This window comes from Blautia sp. DFI.6.71, assembly GCF_020593585.1.
In the GTDB taxonomy this organism is placed as follows: domain Bacteria; phylum Bacillota; class Clostridia; order Lachnospirales; family Lachnospiraceae; genus Blautia_A; species Blautia_A wexlerae.
Map to the genome: position 1 here is coordinate 1 of NZ_JAJDMJ010000068.1, position 17,300 is coordinate 17,300.

The following is a 17,300-nucleotide window of genomic DNA, read 5'->3' on the forward strand; positions in this document are numbered from 1 at the left end:
CAAAAAAATTGAATTTCTGGCTAATTTATACTTGACTTTTCATAGCTGGTCTCCTACTCGAAAAATGGGGCATACATATTTGTATACCCCATTTTCCTCTACTTAAAGATACATATTATTTTTTAATTGTTTTTTGCTGCTGTTCTAACTGTTGCTTTACTAGCTGTAGCTTTTTTACAACCGCATACGCAAACTGCATCTCTTGTAGCTGTTTTGATTGAAGAAGTAGCACAACCACATCCACCCCTCGGATCGATATAATTTGCTTTCGCCTCCAGGTTCTTTCTTCCTTCTTTTGCAATTAACATGTTACATTCCTCCTTAACTTGATATTTATGTAAAAGCACATTCATGCTCTACATACTCTTATAACTTAAATACATTTCAGCCATGTTGCAAATATCTAAATAATTAAACTCATAACAAACTTCTCTTTCATCAAACGGTAAAAACATATTGACACCATGTAGAAATTTTTGCTTACATTTTTCAAAAAAAGTGGTGTCTCGCATTATGTTAAAAAACTCTTTTTTTGCAACATGGAATATCGATTGTACTATTTCAGTAGATGAATATATATCTCTCAAAACTTCCATAACCATCATTTCCATCAATTCTTCATCAATTCCTTTTAATATTTCCAACTCATATACTACCACACACATTTCATCTACAATAATATTTTCATACACTATTGCTTCTGTTGCCACTATTCCTTTTTGGTCTAATTTTTCACAAAACATATTATCAAAAAGCATAAAAAAATATATTTTTATAAATTCATTTATCAAATATTCTTTTGTATTATCATATTTTTTTATACTTTCAAAATATATACTTTTACTCACTGATTTTTTTTTACTTACTTGTGCAGAAATAGTCCAATACAAACTTTTTTTATTTTTAATATATTTCTTAACTTTTGGCATTGAATTTGATAAATTTATTTCTTCATCAAAGAGATTAAATCTACTACTCAAACATATTGCGAAGTCTTTATATGAGTTCTTTTGATATTCAATAATCTGCTCAAAAGAGAGAGTTTCAATAACTTCTTTCATTCCTACTGGCATTTTCTCTCTTAATTCTTCTGGCAATAAACTATTGAATAAATTATTTCGCTCTCGGTAATATATATCATTCATTTGAAATTCTATCTCTTTTAGAACAGCTTGCTTTACAATTGGTAAATCACACTCTCTAAGCAATTCACCGTTAATGATTGAATAAATTTTATCAATAACTGAAACTACATGCGAATAGTCATTTATGCATGTAATTTCATACATTGTACATTCAAAATCTGTAGTTCCACGCACTGATAATTCAAAAGGCTTCTTTTCTGCAAAAAATAAATTCATATGTTCCAAAAGATGTGTTATCCCATTCTCATATTTCTTTTCTTTTTCAGAACCAACTCGAACTAATAATCTCACTTTTGCTATATCACAATTTTGAATTTCTTGATATTTATGTATCATATTTTTCCATTTCTAACTAATCGTTATATCATCCAAATAGTCCAATGCCTTTTCATCTGATTCCAATATTTCGAAATATGATTTCAAATCTCTAAGACAACCTGCTTTTCTTTCCTCACACATTGCACTTTTTTTATTCATATCTAATTTCCCATCGGAATAACAGCCACAATAGCATATTGAACACAATCTCGCATACCAACATGTCGAACACATTTTTATAGACTGTTTAGCATATCCTTCCAAATATATATTCTTTACTTTTTGAATATCAATTCCTTCCTCTAAATTTCCAATGTCTGGAATTTCACCAACTCTTTCGCAAATTTTAAATTTGCCATCTACAGTAATATATACATTTCGCTGTCCTGGTACACAGCAGCCATTCATCGTGATAGAATCCATAATAGTATCAAAAACTGTACGTTTTCTTATCGGCAAATAACAGTCTTCAACTAATTTTTGAGTAAAAACATTTTTGCTTTCGGCATTAGCATGTCCATAATTTAATAGTGAAAAATCATTTTCTGTTTGATTCCATTTTATCTTTGACAATAATTTTTGCATTTCTAAATATTTATGTATAGTGGACATACTTTCCTCATCTGGATATGTAACAAATTTTACACATTCTAATGGCAACCATGTTAATTCTTCAAAAAAATCCTGCGTTTCCTTTAAACGTTCCTCTGAATATGGTGGTGCATATACCATACTAAGCAAAATATTTTTTTTGGCACGTTCGTATCCAAATGCCTCAACAAGATGTCGAAGCCCTTCTATAGTCCGTTGAAAGCTTCCCTGTCCACCTTGATTTTTCCGATATAAATCATGCCATCTCTGCGGTCCATCTAAACTAATAGTCACACTTAAATCAGGAATCTCTGAAAGTTCTTTGCATTTATCTTCTGTTAAAAGTACTGCATTTGTTGTAAAAGAAAAATACACTTTTCTATCTTCAATTTTTCCAATTGCATAGCGCATTGATTGGATCATAACATCATAATTTAAAAGAGGTTCTCCCCCATAATATCCTATATATAATTCTTTTGAGCTTCTTGAATTTTTTTCTGCATAATCAATAGCTCTCAATGCCACTTCTAATGGCATATCTCTCTCGCCAAAATCTCTACTTTTTTCACAAGCCTCATTATAAATACAGTATCCACATCTCAAATTACATCTTTCTGTCAATTCTATTGTTACTTGTGCCAATTCTTCTGAAATAATTTTTTCGTAATTATCAAAGGATGCCATATGGGAAAACTTGGATAAAGCGAAGATTTTTTCATTTTTTATAGCACAAATTAAATTATCTATTGCTTTTTCGTATCTAAGTAATTCTTCATCCGAATAAGAATAAAGTACTCCTAGATTTCCTTCTAAAATTTTCTCCACAAGTTCATATTCATACTTTTGGCATTCTAAGATTTTTCCTGTCACTGTATCATAATAGTAAAACTTATTAGTTGTTTCAAAAACTTTCCCTATCGGTTTACCATCTGGTAATAATTTCTGTAAATCTTCAATTTTACCAGTGATTCTCTGTTTTACATCTTCTGTCATAATTTTTTCTCCAAACAATTCGTTTTTCATATAATAACGACTTTTACTTAAGCTTTCAATAGATTTTGCGTCTTTGATATTCTGTGTTGCGTATTATCATTATTTTGTAACTCAACTTTCCCAGCTGATATCTCTAAATAAAGCTTGAATAAATGCGGCTTGAGATGCAATCCATTCACTTACTTTACATTTTATGATGGATGTAATATCAGCAGATAATGTTAAAATGTGCTCCACAAACAGAGCCATAAGGCTCTGCAGTGAACTGGTTAAGTCCATGTCCTGGATATCATCGCAGAAAATGAAGAATAATTCGCCATACGTTTTCTGGTCATTTTGATTCCTGCGGATTCATTCCAGAATGATGTATCTTGTAAATACAATGGTCGTGTGGCTTACCATTGCACCATAATTATGGCTCTGAAATTCAGTGCCTAACTTCAGAAAGGATTTTGATGATCTGAAAAAACATTCGATAGACCTAATGCCGACATTTTTTTAATGCCGATATTCTCAAAAGATTTCTATACTTACTGAAAATAGTTTAAAAATATCGGCATTAATCTTTATTATGAAGATGTAAAAAATCATTTCATAATAAGGAGGCTTTTATGACAAAAAAGATATGGGATATGCAATCTCTCAGCGATTTACTCATTCAGTCAATCAGAGAGTATGGGATCAGGAAAGTAAGCGTAGGACAGTATAAAACTGTCTGTAATTAAATAATCCGCTTTGCTTTTGAAAAAGGATGTGACAGCTATTATCATGAACTAAAGACTGATTATGATGCATTTATTGAATCAAAAGCAAAGGAGCATTCCATCTGTTATGAGTATGCCAGATTTCAACATCGTGTTATCAGAATGATGGATTCGCTTGCTGAAACAGGAAAAGTTGATTTTTCCTGTTTGGCACATGGATCAAAGAGATATGTGGTTTCAAATAAATCTATGTGTCTCATTGAAGAAGTTCTTGACTACCATTCCCTAAAGGGAGAATCAAGGACAGAAATGTCCACCGTAATGAGGCATTTTTTTCGATATGCCGAAGACAGGGAAAATCCTGTGATGTAAACGTTACTGACGATCTTCTTATGGAATTCTTTACAAAAGAATTACCCCATACCAATGAAGGCAGTATGGGAAGATCTTTAAGGGCAATCAAATACCTCTCTGTATATTTGAAAAATAATGGCAACACGGATCTTCTGCTTGATTTTACACAGTTAAACGCCAGGGGACATCATGTACGGATGATCCCTCCTTATTCCCAAGAGGAAATAAGTAAGGCGGTATCTGCTATAAATACAGCAACCCCTGAAGGACTCCGCGATTATGCGATCATGCTTCTGGCTTTTGATACGGGACTCAGAGGTGTTGATATACGTTCCCTTTGTCTGGAAGATATAGACTGGGAAAGTGGATTTTTAAATTTAAAACAGTCAAAAACGGGAGTCCCTTTAAGGCTCCCTTTAAGTGGCATTGTTATGAATGCCATTGCTGATTATATACTTACCGGACGTCCGGAAAGTGATTATCGGGAAATATTTTTGACAGTAAAAGGGCCGGTAAAACCGCTGGCCCCAAAACGTTACTCATTTACTGGTCTATGTGATAAATATTTTACAAAGGCTGGAATAAATAAGATTCCGGGACGGGGATTTCACAGCCTCAGACGGTCTTTTGCTACTGAATTATCAGAAGCAGGTGTTCCGATCGAAACTATTTCACAATTACTCGGACATAAAAGCATTGAAGAAGACAAACCTTATCTTTCCTATAACAGAGAACAGATTGCTTTCTGTGCGATCGGTTTTGATGAGATACCGATCACCAATGGGATATATGCGGGAGGTAATCAGAATGACTATAAATGATTACCTTAAAGATTATCTGTCTAAAATGCTGGATTTTCGAAAAGCTGCCGGTTATGCAACATTCACCTATAAAATCACACTTATGCCATTTATTGATTTCTGTTGTACGAATTATAAGGATGCCGAGAACCTGACATCAGAAATGCTGGATGACTGGCTTGCCTGTAAAGGCTACACAGTAAACACACAGGCAGCATTTATTGCCTGTCTGCGCCAGTACTGCAGATATATAAACTTTCTTGGCATAAAAGCATATATACCAGATGAAGATTATACATTGAGACGTATTGCATATGAACCATACATATTTACGGACTCTGAATTACGGACTTTGTTTTATACAATAGATGGATACGGACCATTCGTTATCAGGGATATCATTTATAAAGTTGTAAGGTGGTGGATAAGTAAGTGAACTATAGATAAATAATCCAGCATTTTGACACCTTTTACACCTCGTTGCTGTCAAGGTTGCTGTCAAATTTGTAAGAAAAGAAATATTATAGAATTTTAGACATAAAAAAACCTTGATTTCTCAAGGTTTTCCATGCCGCAGACCGGAATCGAACCGGAATTCAGGTCTGCAAACCTAGAAAAACAGGAGGGTTCAGCACACCTTCTTTTGAGTGTAATCAAAAGTGTAAGCAAATCAGCACTTTGTTTTTTCAAGAAACTGAGCCGGTTCCCATACCTGCATTTCTGCTGAGAGGCTGTAAAAAATCTTGTGTCTTTGGAAAGTGAATCTTTCTGATAAGAAATAGATATGTAAGGTTTTGCTGTCGAATTTATAATTCTGTTGTTGTCGAATCTATCTTTCTATTTACAGTATAACCATCTGATAAGATTTTATACATCCGTTTTGATTTTTTTGCATGACAAATAAGACATTGTATTGATTGCTTTTTTTCGTGGGCGCTGCCCACACCCGACCTCTGGAATAGAGTAGGGAAATTCTGGCAATAATACAAATGCCGACGGAATAGAAAGGAAGCGGGAATGGTCAGCTTTGGGGCAAATCTATTCCTGCTTTTCTTTTCTCTACAGACAGTTGGTAAGCCGTTCTCCATACAAGACAATCAACTGATTCAACACCTGATCCCAGTTCCGATATCTCTGTGTCCATTTCCTGACTACGTTTTCGCTGGCAAGATACAGCATCTTTTCCAGGGCTGTATCGCTTGGAAATACACTCTTGGTTTTTGTGACTTTCCGGTATTGACGGTTCAATCCCTCTATGATGTTAGTTGTGTACATAATACGTCTGATATCATTTGAAAACTGGAAAAAGGAACTTACATCTTCCCAATTATTTTCCCAGTTGCTGATAGCATAGGGATATTTCTTTCCCCATTTCTCCTTAATGTTCTCCAATTCTGATAAAGCTGCTGTTTCATTCGGAGCATTATATACTGCTTTGAAATCTGAGGAAAACTTTTTCAGATCATTATAGTTCACATACTTGAAAGAATTACGCAGCATATGGATGACGCATCTCTGGATCTCTGCCTGCGGATAGACTGCCTGTATAGCTTCTTTAAAGCCGGGAAGCCCATCTACACAAAAGAAAAGTACATCCTTTACTCCGCGGTTCTTCAGATCATTGAGCATTCCAAGCCAGAACTTGCTGGTTTCATTAGCTCCTACTGTGATGCTAAGGATATCTTTGTACCCTTCCACTGTAACACCAAGAACAACATAAGCAGCACGGCTTAAGATCCTGCCATCCTCCCGGACTTTGTAATGAATACAGTCCATAAAGACAAACGGATAAACCGGATTCAGAGGACGTGACTGCCACTCCTTGACCTGAGGAAGGATCTTATCAGTGATCTTGCTGACCATTTCTGCCGATAATTCAATTCCATAAAGATCCTGAAGCTGGTCATGAATGTCACGTGTACTCATACCACGTGCATATAAAGAGATCACTTTTTCTTCAATTCCAGAAATATCCCTCTGATATTTAGGAATCAGCTTCGGTTCAAACTCCCCATTGCGGTCTCTTGGTACATCAATTTGGAATTCACCGTACTGGCTTTTTAAGTTCTTTGTGGAATGACCATTTCTTTTGTTGTCTGTCTGCAGATCTCCCTTATGATTTTTTTCATAACCGAGAGTTGCATCCAACTCTGCCTCCATCAGCTCCTGCAGGATATCTTTGAAACTGTCTTTCAGAAGCGTGTATACATCTGCAACGCTACTAATGTTGTTTTCTGAGATAATCTGTCGAATTTGTTCCTTTGCAACTGCCATAAAAATACTCCTTTTCGATAAGAATTGTCATATCTAAATTCTTACCAAAAAGGAGCCATTTTTTACCAGAAACACAAACTATTTTACACTACCTCTGCTGATGAATAATCCTTTACATTTCGAGTAATTATTCCATCCATCTCATTTAGTGCTGCTACTGAATACTGTACAGAATCCTCAAAATCGTTCCATTCCAATTCCAGTGCTTTTTGGATTTCTTCCTCTGAAACACCTGCCACGGACACAATCAAAAGCAGTTTTTTCAGAAGCTCTCTTACTGCTGCCTTATCTCTTAAATTCTTATATGCAATGTAGTAAATATCTGTAATTGCTGAAGCTGAAACAAATTCCTGAATATCATCTCTTGTCGATAACTTTAAAACTTCTATCGCTGTTTCGTAAAATGGAGATCGTTTCAACAACACATCCAATATTACATTTGTATCAATCAAGATTCTCATACTTTCCCAGCCTTTCAGCGCGATAATCCTCCAGTGTCATACCCGTGTCCCGAATAACTCCTACTAATGAATCCACTAAAGATTCTATATTGCCACTCTTCTTTAAATTCTCAGAAACTTTCTGTTCCTCAGCAGGTAATACAATGACTTCCACTCGCCTGTTACGCATAGTCTCTGGCAATGGAATCACAGACATCAATTTTTTTGCATCTACAATTTTACGAACAACTTCCATTATATATTACCCCTTTCATTACATATTATATTTCTTTCCTATTACTACTTACAGTATAGCATTCTCACAAAAAATATTCTATAAAATTTGTATAAAGAAAACTATGCGGTGCGTATATATCATATTATCTCTCTATTTATTTAGACTATATTAAGCTAATCTTGAACTAAATAATATTTCTAATATTTTTTACTCTTTCATCTTTCATAATTAATAAAAAGGAGCATGGTTTCTACCCACACTCCTCTGAAAATCCATTTATAAAGAGTTTTCTGCTGGTTGTCAGCCTCGGCATCCAGTTAAGATACCCATAACAACGTGGAAATCATTAAGTCCCCCACGTGGACTACAGCTTTATCCAAGCTGCCAGGCTCGATGTCCAGATAAAACATCTAATGAAATGGAAAGTTACCCTGCTCCATCTGCAACCCAACTTTTAACGATGCTCTTACATCGAGAACATTTCTATTCCTGCTTATAAGTATATTCAATTCAGCGAAAAAAGCAACTCTTTTATACCTCTTTGTGACAATACTCACATTTTATCCGCGACCAAATAATCATAAGCAATATTCCGGATATCTTAATTTAATCGCTTCCAAAAAATATTTAGCATATTCGCAGCAGAAAATCTGTCCTACTGTGTATTCTCTACATTCTGCCAACTTAGAATCCACATCCTCCATATCATTTACACTCGGTGTTCCATCACAATATAGACAAAATGCTAATCTTACAATTCTAATACTCCCGCTCGTCTGCCAGTCTTCACAAAGACATTCTGTTTTAATGCATCCTGTTGCAAAATCATAAATACTGTCTATATTCCTTCGCGTAGTCTCGCTAATTCCCAGACAATATATTAGGGCATGATGATACACCTCCTCATATCTGCATCTTACAATATTATCCAAGAAAAATTTTTCATGTTCGTCATCCACAAATTGTACTTCTTTTAACATTTTGCCTTTCATTCCTATACCCTTCCTTTCCATATAACATTACACAGCATCTTTTTTCTCCACTTCCATATAGATTCTTCCATAATCACTTGCCCCTCCTCTATTGGCATAGAAATCTGACAGGGACAAAATTCTAACATCATTAATATGACTAATGTTTTCAATTATGATCTTTATCTCTTCTCTTTCCCCCATTAATCTGATTTTAATCATTTCCACATTTCTCAACTTTCTTTTTAAAAAGCTGCATCATCAAAGATACAGCTTTCTTTCAATCTACAATACATTTTCTACAGATACATTTGCTCTAACTGCTTTTTTTCAGAATTATATTTATATACATATTTGCTCAAGAGCCCCTCTGTCATCATACTTCTGGTACACTTTAATCGCCATAACAAATCCCTTGGTTGAATACCGTCTACCGAATGTATCATTGCACCATCAACGCTTGGAAATACCACATAATAATCTCCGCCGGTAAGTTCCGCCAACTCTTCTTGTACGCCCGGATAAAACATCGCAATTGCTCCATTTATCCCACGAACCGTTGTAACCATCGGATTATCATCTTTACCTATTCTGAAATTTTCTTCGGTTCCTGCTGCCATAAATGCTCCTTTAGTGTATGGTGGATTTACAGTATCATCTGGTCTGTAATATATCCGCGGCAATGCATCCATCATCGTATTTCGCATTGCAACTTCCCACAGTTCCTCTTCCGATACATCCCAGTTCTCTACTATCTCTTTTTGACAGAGACACGTATTATAATTATTCTGATCTGCATATAGCAAGATGTAGATTACAAGAGCCATATCCCCCACTCTCTTATATCTGCCAGCCTCTCTATCTGCTGCTGGTATTTTGCCAATTCTCTACGGTATGTATCAGCAATCTGATGGTCAGACAACAACAACTTGTACTCATCTTCCGGAACACTATAATTACCACTCACAATAGAACGACGATGAGGTACCTCTTCTCTACTCGTACCCTTGATTATAGTAGTTGCCTGTATAAGTTGATTATGTTGATTTTGCAGTTCTCTGTAAGAATCCTGTAGACTCCCATACTCCTGTTTCAACTTTTCATAAACATCTATCGCTCTTCTGGCATTACTAAGCTGCTGCCGGAGCATGGTATATTCCTGTCTATCTGCAGATAATGCATTTTGGACATCATCAAGGGCCTGTTTTCCTGTCTTAAGGTCATTCGCATTTTGGTCTAATTCTATATGCTGACGCGAAATTTCCTGCGTAAGCTTGTATATCTCCGTATCCAGGTGATGTCTCTTCTCACCATCCGGATGATAGATATCAATGCCATGATCCCGGGCAATACGTTCCAGTTCTTGTCGTTCGCGCTTCTCCCATAAAATTTGAGCAGTCTGTCTGCCTTCTTTGAAGAATCCCTGTTCGCCCAACGCCCGTACCAGTCCGTTTTGGATACACATCCCTCTGGTATATCCATGTGCCACTGGGATATAGTCCATATGCAGGTGGACTGTAGACTCATCCCGATGCAGATATGCCCCACACAGAAAAAGATTAGGATTACGCTGCTGCCAATTATTATAATATTCTCGGAGACAGGCAATCTCATTGTCTGCCGACAAGCCGGTGTCATTCTTATCTCCAATCTGGATAATCAGCTCATAGGCGGTATGTTTCTTAGCTGATTTCCTAATCTGATTGTAATAATCTCTAATCTTCCTCTCTGGTCTTGACTGACGACGATTGTAATCATCGACTGCAGTCTGGAAAATCTGCTTATAGGCTTCTCGGACAGGAATATCTATCCATGTCTCATTATGATGAACAAGATCCTGCTGTATATGTGGCATCTGACCGGTTGTTCTGGGATTACGCCGGTTATGCTCTCGATTTGCTGCGCTGCCATTATGCACACTCACAGTCTTAGGCATATAGTCACTCTCTCCTTCCCTGCTTCCTCCCGACCGTATCCTCTCTCCAGAGTTCGGTCTCCCAATTCAATGTTTTCTCTGTCAAAAGTAGTAACCCAATACGACTAATGGCAAGCCATTAGTCGCTCAAATCCGGCAGTTACAATCCAAAAAGTCCACTACTTTTCACGCTTAACAATATGCCAAGAATTTACCCAAAAGAAAAAAGCCCTGAAACTGTAAAAGTTCCAAGACCTTTTTCATATATTTTACTCTATTAATGTGTGTTCTTTTCCTAATATATTATTCAACCTTATAATATCCATACTGCTTTGCAAGCTTAACCTTTCCATCTTTCGTTTTCGTTAAGCCGAACACTTTAATTTCATCACCTGGATGCCACTGCTCATCCTTCTTGATTTTTACTTTAATATCATCATTATTTTGATCTGTAAAAATCAAGTAGGATTTTGATACTTTATTTACCTTACCTTCTAACAAGTTTACTTTTTCCTGACTTACAACAGTCCATGGATCGTCTGGTTGTTCTTTGTTATATTTGTATACAGTTGGCATACTTCCACTGAAAAGAAGAATTGTATATGGATTATCAACGTCTTCTTTTATTGACTGATTATCCACATAAATATTTCCCGGATTTACTCCCTCCATCTCATCTGGAGCATCAGCAATATCAGCAGTTCCATCACTGGCTGTACGATTAGGTTCAACATAATCATCTACTTCGTAAAATTCATGATTTTCTTTGTCGTAACCATAATAAGTAGTTTCCTGAGTTTCAAAGTCATATTGAATAACATATCCATCATTCGGATCATCCTGAGCATAGCATGCAGATGAAATCATCAAGGCACTTATAGTCAACCCTACAACTGCTGTAATTTTTTTATGTTGTCTCAACATAAAACCACCTCTTTCTAAATTTGACAGTTTGTTAAAATATTCCTTTCGCTGCAAAAAAACTGATAGTACTACTTTTATACTTGTTTCTGTTTGGTTATAGAATATCATTATTCTACAATGATGTCAATAAAATCATTCTACATTCATGTAATATATTTATTGACATTTCATGTACATTTATATACTATACTATAAATGGGTAAATCGAAATTTAGCTATAAGAAGGTGATTGTTATAAAACTTAATCGTTTTGAAGTTGTGTCAGGAAAATATATCGAAGAAATTTCAGGTCAATCTCGTATCGGATATTCAATGAGTGATACAACAGACTTTTATGATATGATTGAATGGTCAAAAAAAGGTGGGTATCAAGGTTCAATTATTTCTTTTTATGATTACAATAATGGTAAAATTTATGAACCATTTCAAAAACAGAGGAATGTATTATATGGCCCACCTGTTTATTTAAAGAATTCTTTTTGGTTTTTACAAGGAGATTATAATAGTGGGAAAATTACTCTCTTCAGATATCTTCCAGATAAAATTCCAGAGTTGATTATACAATTTAATATAGCGGATGTAGACCTTTATAATCTGCGTATTATCGGAGAGGATATTTACATTACAAGTGAAGATGATGAGTTTGTCAGCTACTATCCAGAAAGTTTTAGATTTCCCACAACTCCTAATGAGAGTGTACGTATGATAGTAGACGGAAAAGTGTATCTCTCTGCCTGGGTAGAAGAAGGCTGGGACGATGATAACAATTGTGCAACCGAAGAATATAGATATTATGAAAAAATGATTGTAAGAGATTTTAAGGGAAATGTATTATCAGAAACGATTGGTTCCTTACAGCAACACCCAGATGGAACATGGTGGATATCATAGAAATATAATGAAAATAAAATATTAATTGATTGGAGGAATCTTATGAGTGATACATACTATGGTTTATCGAAAATGGAATATAATCTAATGAAATATTTTTGGAACACCAATGCTCCTGTTTCTTTTTCTGAAGTGGAAAAATATTGTAATACGGAATTACATTATGGTTGGGCTCAACCAACTTTACACACTTATTTAACTCGTCTTGTGAAAAAAGGGATTCTTCATTCGGAAGGAAAGGGCTATAAGTGTAAACGTTCCTATTATCCTGAACTTACGGAACAGGAATTAGCACATAAATATGCTACAGATTTTGTAGATAATACTTTCAATGGTTCTATTTCAGATCTGCTGGTTTCATTAACGTACAACACAAAATTGTCAGAGTCAGATATTGAAGAACTGAAAAATATTATTAACAATAATACTTGCGATTAATACTCTGCCAAGAATGAGGTGTGGATTATGAAGAGCCTGATTTTATTATTAATTGCCATGTCTGCCGCCGGAACCTTTCCTTTTATTATTTATATGGCATTATCTACCATTTTTGATAATTATATTTCAGCCAGGTTTCGATATAGATGTTTAAAATATTGTCTGCTTCTTTATTTAGTTCCTTTTCCACTGTTGAAGTATTTTATTTATCATCGGTATTTTAGTACTCCAAAGCCTTTAAATGGAAATGTTGTAATTTCTTTAACCGGAAAAATCGTTCAGACATCTACTGGATTTTATTTAAATTCCGTGGGATCTTTACAGAAAATATTTATAGGATTATGGATTTGTTCCTTAAGTATAATAATTTTTTATAAGGCAATCAATTTTTCCAGATTTCACCGAAAAATTTCACAAAATGTGTTGTCAGATCCTGAAATCATAAAAATCGTAGAAATGTTATCACAGGAAATGCAGTTACAGCACAAAGTTACAGTATATGAGAATAGTTTAGCATCTTCTCCATTTACATATGGTACTTTTCATCCATCTATTGTTTTAACCTCATTATCGGATAAAAATAACTTACCTTTAATCATTCGACATGAGTTGCAACACATAAAATCACACGATTTTCTTTTTCGGCAGCTGGCTTTTCTGGTACTGATGCTACATTGCTATAACCCTTTTGTATACTTTTTCTTTCGCGAGGTAATAGAGGTACAGGAACTTGCTTGTGATGAAAATGTAATGAAATATCTTTCCAGAGAAGAACAAAGATGTTATGGATATCTGTTAATCATGACCGCCGCAAAGGAACGTTCAGAAGTGAAATCCAGAATTACATTAATGTTTTCAAAAAACAACCGGATTTTTCTTAAAAGAAGAGTAAAAAGGATCGGTATTTTTGTTAAGCCTAAAATTGCTTTAAATGTATCAATTATTATCTTTATGATAAGTATTTCCTGTATTCCAGTGTTTGCGTACAATCCTCCTACTGCAGATTTACGTTCTGTTCCATGGACCGGTTTTTTTGATCCTGCCGAAGGAGCTCAGGTATCTGTTTTTGATAATGGGAATGAAATAGAATGTATTACGTTTGAAGACGAAAGCAGTATGATTCCTTCTGACGAAATATATTTCAAAGATACAGAGAACTATTTTATTACAGATAATGGGGATATTATAATTATTGAACCAGGAGATATTCAAACTTATGCTGGCTGTTCTCATATCTTTGTAAACGGTAAGCATAAAAATCATTCTCGTAATAAAAATGGAGGGTGTACTGTAAAAACATATAAAGGAAAAATTTGTACAAAGTGTAATTACACTAAAGATTTTTCACTTGACAGCACCGTAACATATTCACCTTGTCCACATTAACCAATATATTAGCTATAGATTTTCCATTCCACAAAGGACACATAGACGAATTTTCTTAGCATTAATTATAGAATATTTCTGACATGGACTATGTAATATCCGCGGAAAGCCCAAGCTGCAGTATTGCTTCCCAACAGGACGAAACAGGAGAACTGAACCGCACAAGTAATTCTTTTTTTACGGTCAAGTACTCTGCCTATAAACATACAGAGTACTATCGACAGACAGAAAATTCACCCATATTCTATTTTACTAAAGGGGCTGTCGGTTAATTGAACTGCTCCCTCCTAAGTGACAAGTTTTTATTATTTCACTTGTTTACCTAGAAGGGTACATATTCATTAACCGATAGCCCCTTTCCTTTAATAAAAAAAATTTTAAAGTATTTGCAAGAATCCAAACTGAAATCCGTACTTATATAGTGAAAGGAGGAAATGAATGGAAGACAGAAAAATCATTGAGCTATATAATTATAGATCTGAAAATGCATTGATAGAAACAGATAAAAAGTATGGAAAAATTGTAACTTTTTTAATCTGTAAATTAATAAAGAATACTTTAGATGTTGAAGAATGTAGAAATGATACATATTTAGGAGCCTGGATGACAATTCCGCCTATAATACCGGATAATTTGAAAGCTTATCTTTTAAAGATTGCAAGGAATCAAGCATTAAAAAAATATGAATATATTCATGCTGCCAAAAGAGATATAGATAAGTGTGTGCCGTATGAGGAGCTAAGTAATTATTTAGCAAAAGAGTATATGGATGATTGGAGGGAGAATGAATTAAAAGAACAAATTGATATTTTCATGACATCTTTATCAAAATCTCACCGTCAGATTTTTATATTGAGATATTGGTATTTCATGCCGGTAAAAGAAATTGCAAAATGCACTAATATGAGCATAAGTAAAGTGGAATCCATTTTATTTAGAACAAGGAAAAAGTTAAAAAAACAATTAACGGAAAGGAAATATTTATGAAGACAAATATTTTTTATGCAATGAATGAGATAGATGATAAATACATCTTGGAAGCAGCACAATGTTTGGAACATAAAAACACAGGTAGAAATTATCGGTTAAATAGGGACAAATGTCTCAATAATAAATGGATGACTCATATTGTGGCTGCAATACTGATTATTGTATTTGTTTTTACAACGGGCAGTATTATTAATGCGACTACACATGGAAAAATAGTTCAATGGATCACTCAGTTGTTTGGAGCTGAAATAGTTACAAGAGAAAATAGATCATTAATCGGAAAAGAAATAAATGATAATTCTGTTCCGGAAGTTACTTATAGTGGAGAAAGATGTATAAAACAAATAGATAAAAACCCTATAGATAACAGTAACATTATAAAAGGTGTTGCAAATGAAAATATTGTTTTACCTTCATCTATTTCTGAATTTGAAGTAAAAAATGAAGTGACGCCTGAAATTATTATGACTAATGGAAGCATGGCAGTATTTTATGTGAATAATTACAAAGGATGGAATTGCAAAGAAGGCGATACTTTAACATTTTCTTTTGAAAAATATAAATCAGAAACAGTTCAAAAACAGACATTTGTTATAGGTTATATCCGTGATGGAATTATGTATGAAGGGGAGAGCATGAGAAATATAGTCGGAAGTTACACATTAACTATCAAAGAGGATGGTGAATACAATTTATATATTATTAGTTCAACTTCTGATTATTTGACAATAAAACAAGGCATTATTAATCATGAAAGAAAGAAGGAAGATTGAAGTGAAGAAAAAAAAGATTCGTAGATGCATATTTGCACTATGGTGTATATTAGCCATTATTTTTCTTATAGCTGTAAATATATATAATGGAAATGAAAAAGCGGAGAATGTTATTTCGGATCTGGTACGAATATACATAGGTGCATCATTTATAATAATAGGAATAATATATAAATTAGGTAAAAATAAATAATAGAAATTTTCAAAAGGGCCGCCGATTTCGGAGTATTCCTCTTACTCCGCAGGCACAGGAAATTATCACTAAAACATTGAAATTAAATCCTGATTGTGATTTTCTTTTTATGAAAGATGGACAGCCCATTTATGCTGATTCTTTTAACGAACATCTTAAAAATAAAGTATGCAAACCATTGAATATTCCTTATCGTTCCAGTCATCAGATCAGATTTACGATTACAACTATGCTTTACGAAGCTGGCGTTCCACTCAATCAGTTATCTACCATGCTAGGACATTCTGAAACGCGCACTACGTTACATTATATTCGGCAGCAGTCTGTTGATCCAAAATCAAGCACAATTATGATTAATACTTTGGACACAGATCTTTCAGACAGCAATCCGGCTAATCCATAATAAAAAATCCCCTGCTCAAATTGCGACAAACAATGAGCAGGGGAAAATAAAAGTGTAATCAAGTGTAATCAAAATATTTAATAACGAAAAATGCGAGAAACATTGAAAAATCAACATTTCTCGCATCTCATAATCATGCCGCAGACCGGAATCGAACCGGTACGGGTATCACTACCCACGGGATTTTAAGTCCCGGGCGTCTGCCAGTTCCGCCACTGCGGCATATGGAACCTATAGGGCTCGAACCTATGACCCTCTGCTTGTAAGGCAGATGCTCTCCCAGCTGAGCTAAGATTCCATATCCATATGCAATTTACCAAACTCGTCAGCTCATTGCTAACGACCCAGAAGAGACTCGAACTCTCGACCTTCGCCGTGACAGGGCGACGCTCTAACCAACTGAGCCACTGGGCCAAAATAATTTAAAAATGGACCTTCGGGGACTCGAACCCAGGACCGACCGGTTATGAGCCGGTTGCTCTAACCAACTGAGCTAAAGGTCCAAAAAGCCGATGATCGGACTCGAACCGATAACCTGCTGATTACAAATCAGCTGCTC

19 protein-coding genes and 4 tRNA genes are annotated in these 17,300 nt (G+C 34.8%); 8 read left to right on the plus strand and 15 right to left on the minus strand.

The genetic code is table 11. From position 1 onward, the window contains the following. Positions 1–122 precede the first annotated feature (122 nt). Genes LJE12_RS17755 through LJE12_RS17765 form a run of 3 tightly spaced genes read right to left on the minus strand, consistent with a single transcriptional unit; the run spans position 123 to position 3,047 of the window. Positions 123–308, minus strand: coding sequence for a hypothetical protein (locus LJE12_RS17755; RefSeq protein ID WP_145993106.1), 186 nt, complete (start codon positions 306–308; stop codon positions 123–125). A 48-nt stretch (positions 309–356) separates the two neighbouring features. Then, positions 357–1,481, minus strand: coding sequence for an insulinase family protein (locus LJE12_RS17760; protein ID WP_173721484.1), 1,125 nt, complete (start codon positions 1,479–1,481; stop codon positions 357–359). A 12-nt stretch (positions 1,482–1,493) separates the two neighbouring features. After that, a complete protein-coding gene (locus LJE12_RS17765; RefSeq protein ID WP_173721485.1) occupies positions 1,494–3,047 on the minus strand; it encodes a radical SAM protein in 1,554 nt (517 codons plus the stop codon). Between the two features lie 1,096 nt (positions 3,048–4,143). Here LJE12_RS17765 and LJE12_RS17770 point away from each other — a divergent pair. Both LJE12_RS17770 and LJE12_RS17775 read left to right on the plus strand, forming a co-directional pair. Beyond that, entirely contained in the window at positions 4,144–4,926 is a 783-nt protein-coding gene (locus LJE12_RS17770) for a site-specific integrase (protein WP_227292311.1), read from the plus strand. Then, the gene (locus LJE12_RS17775; RefSeq protein ID WP_173721488.1) at positions 4,913–5,341 is read left to right on the plus strand and encodes a hypothetical protein; all 429 of its coding nucleotides are present in this window, start codon (positions 4,913–4,915) and stop codon (positions 5,339–5,341) included. Before LJE12_RS17770 ends, LJE12_RS17775 begins: the two co-directional genes overlap by 14 nt. Before the next feature lie 623 nt (positions 5,342–5,964). On the opposite strand, the gene LJE12_RS17780 is transcribed toward LJE12_RS17775, so the two are convergent. The 8 genes from LJE12_RS17780 to LJE12_RS17815 all read right to left on the minus strand — a co-directional run bounded on the left by LJE12_RS17780 (position 5,965) and on the right by LJE12_RS17815 (position 11,667). Beyond that, the gene (locus LJE12_RS17780) at positions 5,965–7,179 is read right to left on the minus strand and encodes an IS256 family transposase (RefSeq protein ID WP_227292313.1); all 1,215 of its coding nucleotides are present in this window, start codon (positions 7,177–7,179) and stop codon (positions 5,965–5,967) included. Between the two features lie 83 nt (positions 7,180–7,262). Next, entirely contained in the window at positions 7,263–7,640 is a 378-nt protein-coding gene (locus LJE12_RS17785; RefSeq protein ID WP_227292315.1) for a PIN domain-containing protein, read from the minus strand. After that, on the minus strand, positions 7,624–7,875 hold the full coding sequence (locus LJE12_RS17790) for a hypothetical protein (protein WP_025581010.1): 252 nt from the start codon (positions 7,873–7,875) through the stop codon (positions 7,624–7,626). Before LJE12_RS17790 ends, LJE12_RS17785 begins: the two co-directional genes overlap by 17 nt. Positions 7,876–8,435: 560 nt before the next feature. Continuing rightward, a complete protein-coding gene (locus tag LJE12_RS17795) occupies positions 8,436–8,849 on the minus strand; it encodes a DUF6075 family protein (RefSeq protein WP_227292317.1) in 414 nt (137 codons plus the stop codon). Between the two features lie 27 nt (positions 8,850–8,876). Continuing rightward, on the minus strand, positions 8,877–9,050 hold the full coding sequence (locus LJE12_RS17800; RefSeq protein WP_172730358.1) for a hypothetical protein: 174 nt from the start codon (positions 9,048–9,050) through the stop codon (positions 8,877–8,879). Between the two features lie 77 nt (positions 9,051–9,127). Beyond that, positions 9,128–9,655: a DUF5688 family protein gene (locus tag LJE12_RS17805; protein WP_049947390.1), complete on the minus strand. Its 528-nt coding sequence runs from the start codon at positions 9,653–9,655 to the stop codon at positions 9,128–9,130. Then, positions 9,643–10,764, minus strand: a complete 1,122-nt coding sequence (locus tag LJE12_RS17810) for a plasmid recombination protein (protein WP_025581006.1) — start codon at positions 10,762–10,764, stop codon at positions 9,643–9,645. Before LJE12_RS17810 ends, LJE12_RS17805 begins: the two co-directional genes overlap by 13 nt. A 282-nt stretch (positions 10,765–11,046) precedes the next feature. After that, on the minus strand, positions 11,047–11,667 hold the full coding sequence (locus LJE12_RS17815; RefSeq protein ID WP_025581005.1) for a hypothetical protein: 621 nt from the start codon (positions 11,665–11,667) through the stop codon (positions 11,047–11,049). 225 nt (positions 11,668–11,892) lie between these two features. Here LJE12_RS17815 and LJE12_RS17820 point away from each other — a divergent pair, with 225 nt between their 5' ends. The 6 genes from LJE12_RS17820 to LJE12_RS17845 all read left to right on the plus strand — a co-directional run bounded on the left by LJE12_RS17820 (position 11,893) and on the right by LJE12_RS17845 (position 16,741). After that, positions 11,893–12,558, plus strand: a complete 666-nt coding sequence (locus tag LJE12_RS17820; RefSeq protein ID WP_227292318.1) for a hypothetical protein — start codon at positions 11,893–11,895, stop codon at positions 12,556–12,558. Positions 12,559–12,600: 42 nt separating this feature from the next. Next, positions 12,601–12,996 (plus strand): BlaI/MecI/CopY family transcriptional regulator, encoded by a 396-nt coding sequence (locus LJE12_RS17825; protein ID WP_117676707.1) that lies wholly within the window; start codon positions 12,601–12,603, stop codon positions 12,994–12,996. A 27-nt stretch (positions 12,997–13,023) separates the two neighbouring features. Further along, a complete protein-coding gene (locus LJE12_RS17830) occupies positions 13,024–14,382 on the plus strand; it encodes a M56 family metallopeptidase (protein ID WP_025581001.1) in 1,359 nt (452 codons plus the stop codon). Between the two features lie 438 nt (positions 14,383–14,820). Then, positions 14,821–15,369 (plus strand): RNA polymerase sigma factor, encoded by a 549-nt coding sequence (locus tag LJE12_RS17835; protein WP_025581000.1) that lies wholly within the window; start codon positions 14,821–14,823, stop codon positions 15,367–15,369. After that, the gene (locus LJE12_RS17840) at positions 15,366–16,145 is read left to right on the plus strand and encodes a hypothetical protein (protein WP_117676705.1); all 780 of its coding nucleotides are present in this window, start codon (positions 15,366–15,368) and stop codon (positions 16,143–16,145) included. The genes LJE12_RS17835 and LJE12_RS17840 overlap by 4 nt, the downstream gene beginning before the upstream one ends. A 185-nt stretch (positions 16,146–16,330) precedes the next feature. After that, positions 16,331–16,741: a tyrosine-type recombinase/integrase gene (locus tag LJE12_RS17845; protein WP_081703332.1), complete on the plus strand. Its 411-nt coding sequence runs from the start codon at positions 16,331–16,333 to the stop codon at positions 16,739–16,741. Positions 16,742–16,877: 136 nt separating this feature from the next. Here LJE12_RS17845 and LJE12_RS17850 read toward each other — a convergent pair. The 4 genes from LJE12_RS17850 to LJE12_RS17865 all read right to left on the minus strand — a co-directional run bounded on the left by LJE12_RS17850 (position 16,878) and on the right by LJE12_RS17865 (position 17,244). Beyond that, positions 16,878–16,963, minus strand: a tRNA-Leu gene (locus tag LJE12_RS17850). A gap of 3 nt (positions 16,964–16,966) precedes the next feature. Then, positions 16,967–17,039: transfer RNA gene (locus LJE12_RS17855), tRNA-Val, on the minus strand. Between the two features lie 42 nt (positions 17,040–17,081). Beyond that, a tRNA-Asp gene (locus tag LJE12_RS17860) sits at positions 17,082–17,155 on the minus strand. Between the two features lie 15 nt (positions 17,156–17,170). Then, positions 17,171–17,244 (minus strand) — tRNA-Ile (locus LJE12_RS17865). Positions 17,245–17,300 lie beyond the last annotated feature (56 nt).